Origin of the sequence: Tsukamurella sp. USMM236, from assembly GCF_037148755.1 — a bacterium.
In the GTDB taxonomy this organism is placed as follows: domain Bacteria; phylum Actinomycetota; class Actinomycetes; order Mycobacteriales; family Mycobacteriaceae; genus Tsukamurella.
Map to the genome: position 1 here is coordinate 80,210 of NZ_JBBCSS010000007.1, position 17,039 is coordinate 97,248.

The 17,039-nt window shown below is 72.0% G+C and carries 17 protein-coding genes; 8 read left to right on the top strand and 9 right to left on the bottom strand.

Annotation, left to right across the window (positions count from 1 at the left end):
* Window positions 1-219: 219 nt before the first annotated feature.
* Window positions 220-1,185 (bottom strand): GlxA family transcriptional regulator, encoded by a 966-nt coding sequence (locus tag WFK95_RS20350; RefSeq protein WP_224651799.1) that lies wholly within the window; start codon window positions 1,183-1,185, stop codon window positions 220-222.
* Window positions 1,186-1,301: 116 nt separating this feature from the next.
* Between WFK95_RS20350 and WFK95_RS20355 the strand changes: the two genes are divergently transcribed.
* Window positions 1,302-1,937 carry an isochorismatase family protein gene (locus WFK95_RS20355; protein ID WP_336671751.1) on the top strand — a complete coding sequence of 212 codons (636 nt, stop codon included), beginning with the start codon at window positions 1,302-1,304 and terminating at the stop codon, window positions 1,935-1,937.
* A gap of 59 nt (window positions 1,938-1,996) precedes the next feature.
* Here WFK95_RS20355 and polA read toward each other — a convergent pair whose 3' ends face one another.
* From polA to WFK95_RS20375, 4 genes are all read right to left on the bottom strand, one after another.
* Window positions 1,997-4,672: a DNA polymerase I gene (gene polA, locus WFK95_RS20360; protein ID WP_336671850.1), complete on the bottom strand. Its 2,676-nt coding sequence runs from the start codon at window positions 4,670-4,672 to the stop codon at window positions 1,997-1,999.
* Window positions 4,673-4,740: 68 nt separating this feature from the next.
* A complete protein-coding gene (locus WFK95_RS20365; RefSeq protein ID WP_336671752.1) occupies window positions 4,741-5,175 on the bottom strand; it encodes a hypothetical protein in 435 nt (144 codons plus the stop codon).
* A 26-nt stretch (window positions 5,176-5,201) separates the two neighbouring features.
* On the bottom strand, window positions 5,202-6,461 hold the full coding sequence (locus WFK95_RS20370; protein WP_336671753.1) for a hypothetical protein: 1,260 nt from the start codon (window positions 6,459-6,461) through the stop codon (window positions 5,202-5,204).
* Window positions 6,462-6,463: 2 nt separating this feature from the next.
* Window positions 6,464-7,639, bottom strand: coding sequence for an SPFH domain-containing protein (locus tag WFK95_RS20375; protein WP_336671754.1), 1,176 nt, complete (start codon window positions 7,637-7,639; stop codon window positions 6,464-6,466).
* 193 nt (window positions 7,640-7,832) lie between these two features.
* On the opposite strand from WFK95_RS20375, the gene WFK95_RS20380 reads away from it, so the two are divergent.
* The 3 genes from WFK95_RS20380 to WFK95_RS20390 all read left to right on the top strand — a co-directional run bounded on the left by WFK95_RS20380 (window position 7,833) and on the right by WFK95_RS20390 (window position 9,739).
* On the top strand, window positions 7,833-8,018 hold the full coding sequence (locus WFK95_RS20380) for a YegP family protein (protein ID WP_224650862.1): 186 nt from the start codon (window positions 7,833-7,835) through the stop codon (window positions 8,016-8,018).
* An 81-nt stretch (window positions 8,019-8,099) separates the two neighbouring features.
* Window positions 8,100-8,732 (top strand): HEAT repeat domain-containing protein, encoded by a 633-nt coding sequence (locus tag WFK95_RS20385; RefSeq protein WP_336671755.1) that lies wholly within the window; start codon window positions 8,100-8,102, stop codon window positions 8,730-8,732.
* Entirely contained in the window at window positions 8,729-9,739 is a 1,011-nt protein-coding gene (locus WFK95_RS20390; protein ID WP_336671756.1) for a MerR family transcriptional regulator, read from the top strand. The genes WFK95_RS20385 and WFK95_RS20390 overlap by 4 nt, the downstream gene beginning before the upstream one ends.
* On the opposite strand, the gene WFK95_RS20395 is transcribed toward WFK95_RS20390, so the two are convergent.
* Window positions 9,714-11,504: a phosphocholine-specific phospholipase C gene (locus WFK95_RS20395; RefSeq protein WP_224650869.1), complete on the bottom strand. Its 1,791-nt coding sequence runs from the start codon at window positions 11,502-11,504 to the stop codon at window positions 9,714-9,716. The two genes, WFK95_RS20390 and WFK95_RS20395, sit on opposite strands and share 26 nt — an antisense overlap.
* A gap of 63 nt (window positions 11,505-11,567) precedes the next feature.
* A complete protein-coding gene (locus WFK95_RS20400; protein ID WP_224650881.1) occupies window positions 11,568-12,230 on the bottom strand; it encodes a TetR/AcrR family transcriptional regulator in 663 nt (220 codons plus the stop codon).
* A gap of 106 nt (window positions 12,231-12,336) precedes the next feature.
* Here WFK95_RS20400 and WFK95_RS20405 point away from each other — a divergent pair, with 106 nt between their 5' ends.
* Together WFK95_RS20405 and WFK95_RS20410 are read left to right on the top strand one after the other, a co-directional pair.
* Complete coding sequence (locus tag WFK95_RS20405; RefSeq protein WP_224650883.1) at window positions 12,337-13,851, top strand: MFS transporter; 1,515 nt, start codon at window positions 12,337-12,339, stop codon at window positions 13,849-13,851.
* A complete protein-coding gene (locus WFK95_RS20410; RefSeq protein ID WP_224650885.1) occupies window positions 13,848-14,447 on the top strand; it encodes a hypothetical protein in 600 nt (199 codons plus the stop codon). The genes WFK95_RS20405 and WFK95_RS20410 overlap by 4 nt, the downstream gene beginning before the upstream one ends.
* Window positions 14,448-14,505: 58 nt before the next feature.
* Here WFK95_RS20410 and WFK95_RS20415 read toward each other — a convergent pair whose 3' ends face one another.
* Window positions 14,506-14,991: a nitroreductase/quinone reductase family protein gene (locus tag WFK95_RS20415; RefSeq protein WP_336671757.1), complete on the bottom strand. Its 486-nt coding sequence runs from the start codon at window positions 14,989-14,991 to the stop codon at window positions 14,506-14,508.
* A 34-nt stretch (window positions 14,992-15,025) separates the two neighbouring features.
* On the opposite strand from WFK95_RS20415, the gene WFK95_RS20420 reads away from it, so the two are divergent.
* The gene (locus WFK95_RS20420; RefSeq protein ID WP_336671758.1) at window positions 15,026-15,850 is read left to right on the top strand and encodes an aminoglycoside phosphotransferase family protein; all 825 of its coding nucleotides are present in this window, start codon (window positions 15,026-15,028) and stop codon (window positions 15,848-15,850) included.
* Window positions 15,847-16,644, top strand: coding sequence for an alpha/beta fold hydrolase (locus tag WFK95_RS20425; protein ID WP_224650888.1), 798 nt, complete (start codon window positions 15,847-15,849; stop codon window positions 16,642-16,644). The genes WFK95_RS20420 and WFK95_RS20425 overlap by 4 nt, the downstream gene beginning before the upstream one ends.
* Here WFK95_RS20425 and WFK95_RS20430 read toward each other — a convergent pair.
* Window positions 16,610-16,999, bottom strand: a complete 390-nt coding sequence (locus WFK95_RS20430; protein ID WP_336671759.1) for a MerR family transcriptional regulator — start codon at window positions 16,997-16,999, stop codon at window positions 16,610-16,612. The genes WFK95_RS20425 and WFK95_RS20430 overlap by 35 nt on opposite strands.
* Window positions 17,000-17,039: the final 40 nt, after the last annotated feature.

Consider the following 17,039-nt stretch of genomic DNA (forward strand, 5'->3'; position numbering starts at 1 on the left):
GAACGCCGCTCGGGTGACCTGGAACAAGGTCCCGGAGCGCCGTGTGGTGCGCGCAGCGCACGCGCCGGCGTGGGACGCAGGGTGTGACTGTGCGGTGCCCCCAGCGGTTACCGCTGGGACGGATCGCGAGGATCCCTCCTCGCCCGAGCGGCGTCGCATGAATCCAGAGTGCCACACCCGGCCGTGGTGATGCACGGTTCCGGACGTCGGCAGGCCCGCTCAGTGCGACTCGGTGAACCGGTGGCGGTAGGACGTCGGCGTGGTCGAGTAACGCCGGACGAAGTTCTGCCGGAAGGTCACCGTGCTGGCGAAGCCGCTGGCCCGGGCGATCCGGTCGATGCTCCAGGCGGTGTTCTCGAGCAGGCGCCGCGACTCGTCGAGGCGACGGCTGAGTACCCACTTCGCGGGGCTCACACCCACACTCTCCTGGAACCTGCGCGCGAAGTTCCGCGGGCTCATGTTCACCCGCGCCGCGAGATCGTCGACCGTGAGCGGGGCGTCGAGGTTCGCCAGCGCCCAGGTCGTCGCGATCCCGATGGGTCCCTCACCCGCGGCGGGCACGGGGCGGTCGATGTACTGCGCCTGGTCGCCGTCCCGGTGCGGCGCGATCACCAGGTACCGGGCCAGCGCCGTCGCCGCCGTCGATCCGAGCCTCGTCCGCACCACGTGCAGGCACGCGTCCAGCGCCGAGGCGGTACCGGCCGAGGTGAGGACGTCGCCGTGGTCCACGTAGAGGCCCTCCGCCCGCACCGTGACCGCCGGATACCGCTGCGCGAGCTCGGTCTCCGAGGCCCAGTGGGTGGTCGCGGTGCGGCCGTCGAGGATGCCCGAGGCGACGACCGGGAAGGCGCCGAGGCAGAGGCCGGCGATCATCGCGCCGCGGGCGTGCGCTGTGCGGATCTCCTCGAGCAGGTCCGTGGAGGGCTCCGGCAGATCGGTCGGCCAGGAGGGGAAGACGAGGAGGTCGGCCGCGTGGGCCGCCGCCCGGTCCGCGGTGGCGATGGTGACGCCGTCGAGCCCGCGGACGGGGCCTCCGCCCGTGCTCCAGATGCCGGCGTCCCAGTCGGAGGCGAGTCCCAGGCGCCCCACCTCGCCGAAGGCGATGAGGGGCGTGGACAGGTGGAACATCGAGATGCCGTCGAAGGCGTGGACTGCGATCTGCACCGGCGGTTGTCCTGAATCCATCGAAGATGAGTAATTCTGCCACTCACACTACCCCGCGGCAGGGCGCGAGTATGGAATCCGAGCGGAACAGCACCACCCGCCCACGCATCCGATTCCCATGGACAGGAGCAGATCCCATGACCGCACCCCGCCGCGCCCTCATCGTCATCGACGTGCAGAACGAGTACTTCGACGCGGACCGCCCGCTCGCCGTGGCGTACCCGCCTCGCGACGAATCGCTCAAGCGGGTCCTCACCGCGATGGACGCCGCGCGCGACGCGGGCGTTCCCGTGGTGACCGTCGCGCACGTCTGGCCCGCGGGTTCACCCGTCTTCGCGGAGGGCGCCGAGGAGACCCGCCTGCACCCGGACGTCGCCGCCCGCAGCGACGCGGTGGCCGCGCACGTCGTGAAGCAGCGCTCGAGCGTGCTCACCTCCGAGGGCCTGCCGGAGTGGCTGCGCAAGAACGCCATCGACACGCTGACCCTCGTCGGCTACATGACGAACAACTGCGTCCTGGCCAGCGCCGCCGGGGCGGAACCCGAGGGCCTCGCCGTCGAGGTGCTCTCGGACGCCACCGGCGCGATCCACCTCGCGAACGCCGCCGGCAGCGCCTCGGCGCAGCAGGTCCACGAGACGCTCATGGTGCTGCTCCACTCGAACTGGGCGGCGGTCGCCGACACCGACGCGTGGATCGACGCGGTCGCGGCGGGACGCCCGTTGGAGAAGAGCGACCTCGGCTCCTCCGCCGTGCAGGGCCGCGCCGAGCACTGATCCCCGAGACCCCTCGCGGGCGGCGCCTACCGCCCGCGAGGCGCGGTACCTCGCCGCGCCTAGTGCGCGGCGTCGTCCCAGCTGCGGCCGTAGCCGACCGAGACCTCCAGCGGCACCGAGAGCTCCGCGGCGCCGCCCATCGTGTCGCGGACCAGCGCTTCGAGCTGCTCCCGCTCGCCCGCGGCCACCTCGAGCACGAGCTCGTCGTGCACCTGCAGCAGCATCCGCGAGCGCAGGCCGGCGGCGGCGATCCTCTCCTGCAGCCGGATCATCGCGACCTTGATGATGTCGGCGGCGCTGCCCTGGATCGGAGCGTTGAGAGCCATCCGCTCGGCGGCCTCGCGGCGCATCCGGTTGGTCGACGTGAGATCCGGCAGGTACCGGCGGCGGCCGTAGATGGTCTCCGTGTACTCGTTGCGCGTGGCCTCCGTGACCACGTCCTGGAGGTAGTCCCGCACCCCGCCGAACCGGGAGAAGTACGCCTCCATCTGTTCCTTCGCCTCGTCGCGCGAGATCTTCAGCTGCGCGGCGAGGCCGAACGCCGAGAGCCCGTAGGCCAGGCCGTAGGACATGGCCTTGACCCGGCGCCGCATGTCGGGCGTGACCTCGTCGATCGGGACGCCGAAGGCCTTCGAGCCGACGAAGTTGTGCAGGTCCTCGCCGGTGTTGAAGGCCTCGATGAGCCCCTCGTCGCCGGAGAGGTGCGCCATGATCCGCATCTCGATCTGGCTGTAGTCGGCCGTCATCAGCGTTTCGAAGCCCTCGCCCGCGACGAAGGCGTGCCGGATCTGCCGGCCGGCCTCCGTGCGCACGGGGATGTTCTGCAGGTTCGGATCGGTCGACGAGAGCCGGCCGGTGGCCGCCACCGTCTGGTTGAACGTGGAGTGGATCCGGCCGTCCGAGGCGACCGTCTTGAGCAGGCCCTCGACGGTGACCTTGAGCCGCGTCGCGTCGCGGTGCTCCAGCAGGTACTGCAGGAACGGGTGCGGCTCCTTCTCGTACAGCGCCTCGAGCGCCGCCGCGTCGGTGGTGTACCCGGTCTTGGTCTTCTTCGTCTTCGGCAGGCCCAGCTTCTCGAACAGGATCACCTGCAGCTGCTTGGGCGAGCCGAGGTTGATCTGCTCCCCGATCTCCTCGAACGCTGAGGCCTCGGCGGCACGGATCCGCTCGCTGAACTCGCTGTGCAGCGACTCGAGGTGCGCGGTGTCGACCGCGATGCCGGTGGATTCCATGACGGCGAGCACGCGGAGCAGCGGCAGCTCCATCTCCGCGAGCAGCGGTCGCGACTCGATGTTGTCGAGCTCGCCGTCGAGCGCGTCCGCCAGGTCGGCGACGGCGCGGGCCCGCAGGATTGCCTGCTGCGCCTTCTCGCCCGCCGAATCGTCCGGATCGTCGAGGAGCGAGAGCTGCGAGTCGTCGCCCGCGGTCTCGACCCGCAGCTCGCGGTGCAGGTACCGCACCGAGAGGTCGTCGAGGTTGAAGGTGCGCTGGCCGGGGCGCACCAGGTACGCGGCGATCGCGGTGTCCGACGTGAGGCCGCCGAGCGTCCAGCCGCGGCTGGACAGCGCGTGCATGGCCCACTTGGCCTCGTGCGCGGCCTTGGGCTGCGCCTCGTCGGCCAGCCAGGCGCCGAGCGCGGCCTCGTCGTCCGGGGTCAGCGAGGAGAGCTCGATGTACCCGCCCTCGCCGTCGGGGGCCGCGATCACGACGGCCTCCGCGTCACCGTCGACCACGACCTCCGGGCCGATGACGCCGAGCCCGGACCGCGCGCCCGAGGCGCCGTGCTCCGCGAGCCACTCGGCGACGGTGCCGGCCGCGACGATGCCGCCGGAGATCTCGAAGCCCTCGTCGGCCTCCGGCTCCGTGCTGGCGAGCTCGGTGAAGATCCGCTCGCGCAGCACTCGGAACTCGAGGTCGTCGAAGAGCTGGTGGATGGCCTCGCGGTTCCACGGCTGCAGCTCCAGCTCCTGCGGGGTGTAGGGCAGCGTCATGTCCCGCACCATCTCGGTGATCTGCCGGTTGAGCTGCACCGTCGCGAGGTTCTCGCGCAGCGAGTCGCCGACCTTGCCCTTCACCTTGTCGACGTTCGTGACCAGGCCCTCGAGGTTCCCGTACTCGCGGATCCATTTTGCGGCGGTCTTCTCGCCGACGCCCGGGATGCCGGGCAGGTTGTCCGACGGGTCTCCCCGCAGCGCGGCGTAATCCGGGTACTGCGCCGGGGTGAGGCCGTACTTGGCCTCCACCTCCTCGGGGGTGAACCTGGTGAGGTCCGAGACGCCCTTGCGCGGATAGAGGACTGTGACGTCGTCGTTCACGAGCTGCAGCGCGTCGCGGTCACCCGTGACGATGAGGACCTTGAAGCCCTGCTCCTGGGCCCGGGTGGTCATCGTGGCGATGATGTCGTCCGCCTCGAAGCCCTCCTGCGCCATGGTGGGGATGCCCATGGCGCCGAGAACGTCCTTCACCACGTCCACCTGGCCGCGGAAGTCGTCCGGCGCGGAGCTGCGCTGCGCCTTGTACTCGGGGAACATCTCGGCGCGGAAGGTCTGCCGGGAGACGTCGAAGGCCGCGGCGACGTAGCCGGGCGCCTCCTCCTTGAGCAGCTTGATCAGCATCGAAGTGAAGCCGTACACCGCGTTGGTCGGCTGCCCCGACTTCGTGCGGAAGCGGCCACCGTCGAGCGGGAGCGCGAAGAAGGCGCGGAACGCCATCGAGTGCCCGTCGATCAGCAGCATCGTGGGCTTGGTCGAGGAGTTCGCTGAAGTCACACCGGCAGTCTAGTGATCGCCCCCGACAGCTTTCGTCAGGTCGTCGTGGGCGGCAGTTGGGGCCGCACGACGACCGTGTCCGCGATGCGTCGCTCCAGGTCGGCGACGTCCGCGGTGGCCGCCTCGACCGCCGGGGCCTTCTCCGCCTCGGGCAGCGCGGCGATCGTCACGAGCCGGTCGTCGAGCTCCTGGGCGGCGACGGTGAGCGTCACCTGCGCGTCCAGCTGCGCCGCGGACAGCACGCCCGCGGGCTGATCGAAGGCGCGCAGCGCCTTCCGGATGCGGCGGTGCAGGCGCGCCTCGGGGACGTGCGAGCCGGACCAGGACAACGGGGCGCGCGACGGGAAGGGCATGGCGGCCTCAGCCTGCTGCTGCCGGCGACTGTTGCGCACCAGCGCGATCGCGAAGCCGGTGGCCGCGAGCACGGCCAGCACGACGACCGCGAGCACCGCAACGATGATCCACGACATGACGTTCCTCCTCGCCGCCGCGGCGGCTACCCGCCGCGGGCCTGCATGTACAGGTACACCGCCAGCCCGACCAGCAGCAACCCGAGGGTGACGGCGAAGGCGATCTTGATCGCGCTCCACGGTCGCTGACCTTGCACTTCGCCGGTCACGCCGTTGACGAAGACCTGGAAGGGCTTGCCTCCGAAGGTGACGGTGAGCAGCCACACCGGCATGAGCAGGTAGAGGAAGTCGATCGACTGGTACATCGGGTTCATCCGGGTGATCCGCTGCTCATCGCCGCCGATGTCGCGGCGCACCGTGTTCTCGACGATGCCCTCGATCCGCGGCCGCGCCTGCGCCTCGAAGACCTGCGCCGCGTCACCGTCGTAGGTGCGCGCCAGGTGGCCCGCCACGAACTCCGGCGTGTAGGTGACGGATTGCTCGGTGGGCCAGGGCTGGAGCTCGCGGACCCGGTCGGAGTCCAGACCCGTGTTGGCGGACTCGGCGAGCTGCCGGATGCTGTCGTGCACCCGCCCGCTCGCCGGGTACCAGTCGGTGTAGGTCTCGATGTTCCCGTCCCGGTCGCGCCGGGTCCGGCGCTCGCCTCGCGCCCCCGAGTAGTCAGTGGTCACCTCGGCGTCGTAGCTGTAGTACGAGAGGTAGACGCTGGTGAACGAGCCGAGCACGCGGTACTTCTTGAACTCGCGCGGCGCGAACCACCGGCTGTCGACCCAGGCCTCGATGTTCTGCCGGGCCTGGTCCTCGCCGACCCGCAGCGGGAGGATGCCGTCGACGGGCAGCCGCGCGGGCGCGACCTGCACGTCGGTCCGCTGGATCGGGGTGTTGCAGTACGGGCACCGCACGGCGGTGAGGGTGCCGCTGAACAGGGTGTGGCCGCCGCAGTTCTGGCAGACCACCTCGTGGTCGACGACGCGCACCTGCTCCGCCGACGCGGCACGCGCGTAGAGCGCGTTCATGGTGGGCCCCAACGGATGCGGGATCAGGGCCTTGCTCGTGTCGAGCATCACCGGATAGGTGCTGCCGCAGCTCGGCGAGCGCAGCTTCCCGATCGCCGGGTCGTAGACGAGTGCGTCGCCGCAGTTCCCGCACGGATAGGTGCGGGTCTGCTCGGTGACCTGCAGCATCTCGCGGTCGTTGGCCGACGGGACGCCGGGCACGAGCTGCTGGGGCCGCGCGTCCGCCGGCGCGGCGGGTCGCGCCGGACGTGGCGGCTGTGGCGGGCCCGGCGGGCGCGGCTGCTCCGGTGGCCGCCCGGGGTGGCCGGGCAGCGGGGGCGGCGTCGTCATGACTACGACCGGGGCGGCAGGGGCGGCGGCGTCTGCCCGAACAGCGACGCCAGGGCCGGCACCTGGCCGGCCGGAGTCCAGCCGGTGAGCGCGGGCGACCACACGAGCGTCTGCGGGGTGAGGTTCATGGCGCGGAGCTGCTCCACCGGGAACGGGCCGGCGGACTGCCCGTTCTGCTCCACGTGGAAGACCTGCGCGTTCGGCAGGGGCGGCGGGCCGGGCTGTGCGGCGCCCGGCGCCGGCTGCGCCGCACCCTGCTGCGCGCCCTGCGCGGGTGCCTGCTGGTTCTGGAAGTTCTGGGCGAACTGCTGCCCCATCGCCATCCCCATGCCGGCGCCGAGGAAGTCGCCCGCCCCGCCCCCGCCCTCGTTGGTGGCGGCGCCGAGCATCGCGTCGGCGGCGCGGCCCTGCTGGAAGCGGTTCATGTCGCCGACGTTGCCGTAGTAGCCCTTCTCCTCCACGCCGCGGGCGACGCCGCGGGTCATGGCCTGCGTGATCTCGTCGGGCAGGGAGATGTTCAGCTCGATGGCCTCGCAGGCGAGCCCGTACTGCTGGTTGATCTTCGACTGCACGTACTCCTGCAGCTTCGCGGCCAGCTCCCGCTGCCGGGCCTGCAGGTCGATCGCGCCCACCCCGGTCTCGATGAGCATCTCGGAGAACGCCGTGGTGATGGTGCGGCGCAGCAGCTCGGCGATCTCGTCGGAGTCGACGTTCGAGTCGGTGCCGATCACCTGGCGCAGGAAGGTCGGCGAGTCGACCACCCGCACGACGCAGAGCCCGTTGGCGCGCACCTGGACCATGCCGAAGTCCTGGTCCCGGATGGTGATCGGGTTCGCGGTGCCCCACCGCAGGTCGGTGATGGGCCGGGTGTTGACGAAGTAGACCTCGCTGCGGAACGGGCTCTTGAAGCCGTGCGGCCAGCCCTGCAACGTGGACATGACCGGCATGTTCTCGGAGACCAACTGGTAGTTGCCGGGGCCGTACCGGTCGGCGAGCTGCCCCCGGTAGACGAACAGCGCCTCCTGGCCCTCGCGCACGATGAGCTGCGCGCCGTTCTTGATCTCGTTGTTGTAGCGCGGGAACCGCCACGCCATCGTCGAGCGGTTGTCCTCCAGCCACTCGATGATGTCGACGAGTTCGCCCCGGACCCGGTCCATGATCCCCATCTGCGCTGCCACCCCTGTCGTCGTTGCCGTTCGGATTCCACGATAGCCACGCTCCTTGGCATCGGCTGAGCGCTCGCTGATGCCGGTTCGGATCGGGGCGATCCTGATCCGGCGTGTCGGTCGCTTCGCCTCACATTCCCGTGGGCGACGTCATACGCTGCATCCGGCCCCGACGACGGGGATCACCACGAGAAAGGCGCTCCAGATGGCAGGCAAGTTCGAGGTGTACGAGGACAACGCCGGCAAGTTCCGGTTCCGGCTGAAGGCCGGCAACGGAGAGGTCGTGGCCTCGGGCCAGGCCTACGCCTCGCGCAAGGGCGCCCACGACGGTGCCGCCGCGGTCGCGCGTGCCGCCGAGGGCGCGAAGGTGGTCGACGTCGACAAGGAGTGAGCCGCTGACCTGCGGCGCTTGACCTTGACATCGTGACAGGGTCTGGAATCGAGCCACCGACGATTCAAGGAGGTGGCCACCATGGCCCGGACCCTGCTCGATCATCAGAACGCCTCGATCCGCCTGCGCGCGGCCCTCGACGCCGGGACCTCCCCCGGGAGCGTCGACGCCGCGGCGCTCGTCGCGCGCTGCGCGGTCGAGCCCGACTTCTTCGTCCGCGACATGCTCACCTGGGCCCTGACCCGGCTGCCCGCCGCGTCGACGGTGCCGCTGCTCCGCGCGGAGCTCGCCTCCCCGGTCGCGCAGGCCCGGAGCCAGGCGCTGCACTCGCTGTCGAAGATCGGCGGCGCCGAGTCCGCGGCCGCGTTCGGTGAGGTCCTGGCCCTCGCGGGCGACGCCGACGACGAGGTCGCGAAGGCGGCATGGCGCACGGCCGGGTCGCTGGCCCCGGACGCCGAAGCCCGACGGTCCGCCGCCCGCGCCCTGCTCGGGCAGCTGGGGCGCGGCGGCGCGGAGACCCGCCGCAGCCTGAGCCGGGCGATCCTCGCGCTCGGCGACGAGGGCGTCGCCGAGCTGGGAGGCGCACCCACGACGACGGACGCCGCGCGGGAGCACGTGGCGCAGACCCTGCAGCTGCTCGAGGACCCGGACTCCGGGTTCGCGGGCTCGGTGCACGAGGCGCAGCGCGTGGCGGCCCTCGGCCGCCCGGAATGACCGACGGGACGGACGGGGCGATGCAGATCGGCGAGGTGGCGCGGCGCTCGGGCGTCAGCGCGCGGATGCTGCGGCACTACGACGCGCTGGGCCTGGTCCGGCCGTCCCAGCGGTCGTCGTCGGGGTACCGCGAGTACTCCGACGACGACATCCGCCGGATCTTCCACGTCGAGAGCCTCCGTTCGCTCGGGTTGTCGCTCAAGGAGATCGGGCGCGCGCTCGACGACCCGTCGTTCGCGCCGGAACGGCTGGTCGCCGACATGATCGCGCGGAGCCGGGAGCGGATCCGACTGGAGACGGAGCTGCTGGAGCGGCTGCGCCAGGTCGCCGCCGCCGGCCCGACCGACTGGGAGCAGGTCCTCGGCGTCGTGGGCCTGCTCTCCCGGCTCGACAGCGCCGCGCCCGCCGCGCGGCAGCGCGCCGCGCTCACCGGCGCGGGGCGGGCTCCCGCCGACGCGCTGGCCGAGGCCCTGCTGAAGGAGGAGAGCACCAACGTGGCGGGCGCCCTGCGCTGGGCGCTCGCGCAGGCCGACAGCGAGGACCTCGCTCCCCTCGTCGAGGCGCTCGACTCCGCCGATCCGGCCGTGCGGCACCGCGCCGCCCTGGCCCTCGCCGAGGCGCCCGGGCAGGACGGGCCACTGCGGGCCGCGCTCGACCACGACGACGGTGCGGTGCGCATCGTCGCCGCCGTCGCCCTGGGGGGCCGCGGCGACGCCGCGGCCGCACCGCAGTTGCTGCGCATGGTGCGGGACGGCGAGAAGGACGTCGACGCGGCGGAGTCCCTCGGGGTGATCGCGGCCGCGGATCCCGCCGGGGAGACGATCAGCGCCGAGCTCGGGGCGCTCGCCCGGGATTCGGGCGACTACCCGGTGCGCCAGCGAGCGGTGCAGGCCCTCGCCGAGATCCCCACGGCCGGTGCCGAGGAGGCGCTGCGCGAACTCGCCGGCGACGCCGACGCGCGGATCGCGGGCACCGCCGCGTTCATCCTGCGGCGGACGGCTCGCTGACGAACTCCCAGTGCTCGCCCGAGGGGCCGAGGACCAGCAGGTCGTAGTGCCCGCCCGGTGCGGGCACCACCAACTCGTGCTCGCCGAGCACGTCGGCGTGCAGCGGCACGGAATCCGGTGCGTGGTAGGGGAAGAGCGTGAAGTGCGCGGACCTCGTCCCCGAGTTGGACAGGCGGACGCGGACACCGTCGGGACCGGGACTCGCGGTGGCCCCGGGGACGTAGGGCACGGGCCGGGCCGGGCGCTCGCCCGGCTCCTGGCCGGGCCGACGACCGACCGCCGGCGCGTGCGGCTTCCAGCGCGGGCTGAGCGACCCCACCGACTGCGGACGCGACCGCGCCGGAAGCGCCTGCGGTGTACGGAAGTCGAAGGCGCTGGTGAGGTCGCCGCAGACGGTACGCCGCCAGCCGGAGATCGCCGGGACGGAGATTCCCAGCCAGCGCTCGAGGAAGCGCAGCGTGGAGGTGTGGTCGAAGGTCTCCGAGGCCACGTGCCCGCCGACGGTCCACGGCGAGACCACGGTCATGGGTACGCGGTCGCCGAGACCGAGCGGCAGGTCGCCGACCCACTCGTCCGCCCGGTCGCGGGGCGGTCGCGGCGGCGGGACGTGGTCGAAGTAGCCGTCGTTCTCGTCGTAGAGCAGGAACAGCGCCGTCTTCCGCCACACCTCGGGGTTGCGCCCGAGCGCGTCGAGGATGCGGTGCACCAGATTCGCCGACGCCCGCGGCGAGGAGCCGCTGGGGTGCTCCGATTCCCGTTCGGAGGCCACGACGTAGCTGACCGTGGGCAGAGTGCCCGCGGCGATGTCGGCCGCGATCCGGTCGGTGAGCGTGCCGGTGGCGGTGCGGCGCAGGCCGCGGAAGAACAGGTCGCGCTCCTCGGCCCCCAGGGTCCGGGCCCGGGCGTCCACCTCCTCCGACCGACGGTGCGCCTCGTCCGCTGGCAGGCGCCGCAGCCCCTGGTAGAAGTCGTCGATCTCCGTGCCGAAGTCCGAGAAAACCGCCTTCGACACCGCCTTGAACCGGCGGAAGAACTCGATGTTGTTGTCCGTGAAGTTGTCCCACTCCTGATACACCTGCCAGGAGATCCCCGCCCGCTGCAGGATCTCGCCGATGCACGGCCAGTCGTAGCCGGAATGACCGCGGTCGTACGCGGTGTTCTCGACGGCGCGCTCGCCGGTGCCGGGCTCGTACCCGGTGGTGCCGGAGAAGAAGAAGTTGCGGTTGGGCGAGGTCGAGGTCGGCGAGCTGCAGTAGTAGTGGTCGCAGATCGTGAAGGCGTCCGCGAGCGCGTAGTGGAACGGGATGTCCGCGCGGTCGTAGTAGGCCATCGTCGAGTCGGTCTTCGCTGCGATCCATCCGTCGTGCCAGCCGTCCGCGAGCGCGGCGTGCCCGCCCTTCCACGTGTGATCGAGGGCGTCGATGTTCTCGGCGTCCATGCGCTGGCGGTCCGCCGCGCCCCGGACGGGGAAGGGCGGCACCGTCAGCCCCGATCGAGTGGGCTGCAGGAAGACGTCGTGACCGGAGCGCAGGCGGATCGCGGCGGGGTCGGCGAAGCCGCGCACGCCGCGGAGCGCGCCGTAGTAGTGGTCGAAGGAGCGGTTCTCCTGCATCAGGAAGATCACGTGCTCCAGGCCGTCGAGCCCGCCCGACGGGGCCGGCTGCGCCAGCACCTCGGTCAGCGACGACGGGAGCAGGCCCATGCCTGCGACGATACCGCCCGTGAGGGCTCCCCTGAGGAACGTGCGCCGATTCGCAGTGCTCACGATTCCACGCTGACGGATCCGGTTGAATCGGCGGTGGAGACGCCCTGAACGGACGTCGACGGTTCAGCGCCGGTAGCGCTCCGCGAAGCCCGTGCACAGCGCGTCGACCCCGGAGTGCAGCAGCGGCATCGCCGCGCACAGGTCGGGACGGTCCACTTCCACCAGCTCCTTGAGCAGCGGCAGTTCCTCGATGAGGGGGTTGTCCGCGAGGTCTGCGACGAAGCCCGCTCCCTCGAGCGACGATCCCGGGGCGAGCAGGAGCCGGCCGACCGCGCCGATGCCCGCGCCCTGCACCTGATTCCACACGTGCAGTGTGAGCTCGGCGGAGTCGGCGACCGTACCGGTGAGGTGGGTGAACGCCTCGACGAGCCAGTGGAAGCACGAGACGGCCGACGGCGCCATGGCTGCGCGCGGCATCGAGTGCGCCAGCAGCACCCACGGGTGATGCAGGTAGAGCCGCATGTCGGCCTCGGCGGCGACGTGCGTCCGCATGCGCCAGTCCGGGTCGCCGATCAGCTCCGGCGGGTACAGGTACTCCGCGCCCACGGCCGCGGCCATATCGCGGACCAGCGTGTCCTTGTCCGGAACGTGGCGGTAGAGGGACATGGCGCCTGCGCCGAGCGCGTCCGCGATGCGGCGCATGGACACCTTCTCGAGGCCGCCCTCGTCGGCGAGGCGGACGGCCTCGGCCACGATGGCCTCGCGGGTCAGAGTGGTCTCGGACACCAGCGCCCTTTCTCCGTTGACCGGGATCGACGATGCTGCGTACAGTGTACCCAGTCATCCTGCGTACGCCGTACGCGCCTGCCGTGAACATTCTGAGGAGTTCTTCGTGTCCACCACCCCGCGCCGCGCCTGGGCCGGTCTCGCCGCGCTGCTCCTGCCGGTGTTCCTGGTTTCGATGGACGCGTCGGTGCTGTACCTCGCGATGCCGCACCTCAGCGCCGCGCTCCATCCGACGTCGGCCGAGCAGCTGTGGATCCTGGACATCTACCCGTTCATGCTGGCGGGATTGCTCATCACGATGGGCAACCTCGGTGACCGCTGGGGCCGTCGCCGCCTCATGACCTGGGGTGCCGGGCTGTTCGGCGTCGCCTCCGTGATCGCCGCCTTCGCGCCGTCCCCGGCTCTGCTCATCGCCGCCCGCGCCCTCATGGGCGTCGGCGGCGCGACCCTGCTGCCGGCCAGCCTCGCGCTGATCGCCAACATCTTCCGCGACCCGAAGGCCCGCGGCATCGCGATCGGCGTGTGGACCGCGGCGTTCTCCTTCGGCATGGCGGTCGGCCCGGTCATCGGCGGCGTGCTGCTGCACCACTTCTGGTGGGGCTCGGTCTTCCTCATCAACGCGCCGGTCTTCCTCGCCTTCCTGGTGGCCGGCCCGCTGCTGATCCCCGAGTTCCGCAGCGACTCCGCGGCGCGCTTCGACCTGGTGGGCGTCGCGCTGTCGATGGCCGCGATCTTCCCGCTGGTCTACGCGGTGAAGGCGGCCGCCGGGCACGGCGTGGACGGAACCACGCTGGCGGTCGGCGGCGCCGGCGCGATCATGCTGATCGCGTTCGTCGTGCAGCAGCGCCGCACGGACCACCCGCTGATCCCGTTCGACCTGTTCCGCAACCGGTACTTCGCGATGGCCATCGCCGGCACGATCCTGGCGGTCTCGACGCTGAGCTCGATGTCGTACCTCACGGGCATCTACCTGCAGTCGGTCGTGGGCTTCGACGTGCTCGCGGCGGCCCTGCTCGGCCTGCCCGCGGCCGCCGTGGTCGCGTACTTCTCCATGCGAGCGCCCTGGATCGAGCAGTACCTCGGCCGGCGCAGCACGTTCGTCGCCGCGCTCCTGTTCTCCGCCGCGGGTCAGCTCCTGCTGGTGCGGCTCGGCACCGACGGTCCCGCCTGGCTGTACGTGCTCGGGACGGTGGTCGCGGGCGTCGGCTACGGCACCCTGTTCACCTTCGTCTCCTCGGTGGCGCTCGCCGCGGCGCCGCCGGAGCGCGCCGGGCAGGCCTCGTCGATGTCGGAGATGAGCTTCGAGCTCGGGACCGCGCTCGGCCTCGCCGTGCTCGGCTCCGTGGCGACAGCGGTCTTCACCCGGCACGACGGCATGTCGCGCACGCTCGGCGACACCCTGTCGCGCGCGGACGGGATCGCGGGGCCGGACGGTGCCGCGCTCGCCGACGCCGCCCGCTCGGCCTGGGTCGACGCGGTCACCACGACTGTCGGCGTCTCGAGCGTGATCCTGGTCGCGACCGCGATCGCCGCCTTCATCGTGATGCGCGACCGGACCTCGGAGCCGCAGCCGGCGGGGCGTACGGCGACGGGATCCGCAGACGCTATCGTCGTGGAATGACCCGCTCCCCCATCGATCTCGGTCCGCCGGCTGCGCTCTGGTCGACCACCGCGGTATGGGCGGCCCTGCAGGCCGCAGTCTTCCGAGAAACGGGCCTCGGCCCCGTCGCGGCCGGGATCGCGCACCGAGAGGACGGCGGCGGATCCTGGTTCGATCTGGCCCTGCTTCCCGACGGTCGCGCGTCGATCGTCGGCTTCGACCGCGATGTGGGCGCCATCGATCTCCAGGGCCGCGACGATCTGATCGCCGCCGGAGCGCTGGAGTGGTGGTTCGTCGCGCCGGACCCCGATATCGGCCACGCGAACTTCGCCTACGGCTACGACGGGGATGTCTGGACCGTCGTCGGTCACGTCGACGGCCTGACGATCGACGAACACTACATCGACAGCGCGTCGTGGGTCCTGGACTACGCGCAGGAGAGCTACGACGCGGAAGCCGACGACGATGACGACGAGTACTCGGCCGAGGAGGCCGACGCGCAGGCCGCCGTCGACGCCGGCGAGTACCTGGATGAGGCGCACCTGCGGAAGCTGTTGCCGGGCGACCACGTCGACGTGGCCCTGGGGGCGGCGACCGCGGCCCTCTACCGGAGGTGACCGAGACCTACACGCCGCTGATCCGCCCCGGGACGTGCTCGTCACCTGCCCCTGCGGGTCAGCGCGGGGACAGCCGGAAGACCGGGATCACGCGCCCCTGCGCCGCCTGCTCGTACTCGGCGAAGCCGCTCGACCGCGCGACGAACCGGGCCCACGCCTCGTCGCGCGCGGCTCCGGTCAGTTCCGTGGCGGTGACCTGCGCCGTGGAGATCCCGCCCTCGTCGTTCGGGTACTCGATCTCGATGTCCGGGTGGGCCTTGAGGTTGTGGTACCAGGCGGGGTTCTTCGGCGAGCCGCCCGCGGACGCCGGCAGCAGCCAGCCCTCGTCGTCGTGGATCGCGGCCAGCGGATTCACCCGCGGCTCGCCGGATTTGGCGCCCGTACTGTGGACGAGCGCGAGCGCCCGGCCGAAGCCCATGGCGGTCACGGTGCCGTTGTTGGCGCGGAACTCGTCGATGATGCCCTGATTGAAGTCGCTCACGGCTTCATCATGCGCCCGCACCCGCGCCATCGCCACCGAGGGCTGATCCGTGCCGTCGCTCATCGGACCATCATGCGCCCCAGTAGGGTCGGATGCTGTGCAACCCCTCGATGCGTGGCGCAGGCCCCTCGAACGCTGGGACCTCTCCCCCGACGGTGCGCCCTTCGCCACACCCGGCAGCGATCTGCTGCCGGTGCGGTGGCGGGGCCGCGCCGCGATGCTCAAGCGCGCCAACACCCCTGAGGAGCGCGCCGGCGCCGCGGTGCTCCGCTGGTGGGGCGGCGACGGGGCCGCGGAAGTCTTCGCGCACGAGGGCGACACCGTCCTCATGGAGCGGGCGACGGGCACCGGCGATCTCATGGCGATGGCGCTGGAGGGCCGGGACGACGAGGCCACCCGGATCCTGTGCGGCACCGTCGAGCACCTGCACCGGCCGCGCCCCGGAGCCCCCGCGACCGAGCTGGTCCCCCTGCGGGACTGGTTCTCCTCGCTCGCGGCGGTCCGTGGCGACGACCCGCGGTACGCCCGGTCCTGGGACGCGACTCAGGCACTCCTCGCGGACCCCCGCGACGAGGTGGTCCTGCACGGCGACGTGCACCACGACAACGTGCTCGACTTCGGCGATCGCGGCTGGCTCGCGATCGACCCGAAGTGCGTCGTCGGCGAGCGCGGCTACGACTACGCCAACCTGCTGACCAACCCGGACCTGCCGACCGCAGCGGATCCGGTCCGCTTCGCCGAGCAGCTCGACGTGATCGTCACCGAGGCGCGATTGCCTCGGGAACGCCTGCTGCGGTGGGTGCTCGCCTTCGCGGGGCTGTCGGCCGCGTGGTTCGACGAGGACGACGAGGCCGAGGAGCGGGAGCGGGACTTCGCGGTCGCGGATCTCGCCGCCGCGCACCTCGCGGGGGCGACGCCGTGACCGGCGGCCTGCCGGTCGTCCTGCTCCACGGCTGGCCCGTCACCGACCTGCACTGGCGACACCTGACCCCGCGGCTGAGAGACGCCGGGTTCGAACCGCTCCCGATCACGCTGCCCGGCCTCGGGTCCGGCGACGACGGAACGGGCGACTTCCGGAAGAGCGCGCTGGCGGCGCGGGTGCGGGATCGGCTCGCCGCGGACGGGATCGCGCGGTGCGCGGTGATCGGCCACGACTGGGGCGGCACCGTCGCGGTGAACCTGGCGGCCGCGGCGCCCGAAATCGTCGCCGCGCTCGTCGTCGAGGAGGAGATCCTGCCCGGGATCGACGTGGCGGTCCCATCGCCGGGGCGCGAGCACTATCCGGACTGGCACGGCGCGTTCAACCGCGCGCCGGGCCTGGCCGAGAGCCTCGTCCCCGGGCGGGAGGACGACTTCTACGGCGCCTTCCTGCAGCAGAGCGCCGGACCCGCCGGACTCGATCCTGCGGTCCTGGGCGCGTACGTCGATGCGTACCGCCCCACCGACGTCCACGTCGCGGGGCTCGCGCACTACCGCACCCGGGCGGACGATCTCGCCGACATCGCGGCACTGCGCGCCGACCCGATCCGGACGCCGGTACTGGCCGTCGGCGGACGGTACGCGATGGGCGCCGCGGTCGCGGAGGGCCTACGGCCGGTGGCGGCCGACGTCCGCGGCGTGGTGCTGGACGACTCCGGCCATTACCCGGCGGAGCAGGAGCCCGAGCGGACCGCGACGGTCGTCATCGATTTCCTGCGGCGGCACGGGGATCGGTGACGGAACCGGCGGTGTCGATCACCTCGTCGAGCACCTCCCGCGCCCGCTGCAGGTCGCGGATGCCCTCGTCGATCCGGTCGCGCTCCGCGCGCAGGGTGGCGGCGAGCCAGGGCGTCGCGGTCGCGTTCGGCGATCCGTCCTCGTCGCGGATGCACGGCAGCAGCTGGGCGATCACGCCGCTCGCGAGCCCGGCGGCGAACAGCTCCTGGATGCGCACCACCCGGTCGACGGCTCGCTCGGGATAGACGCGCTGCCCGGCCGCCGTCCGCGTCGACGCGAGCAGGCCCTTCTCCTCGTAGTACCGCAGCGAGCGCACGCTCACCCCGGTGCGCTCCGCGAGTTCGCCGATCCGCATCGCTTGCCCCTCACATCGGTGTCAGGTTCTAGCGTACGGA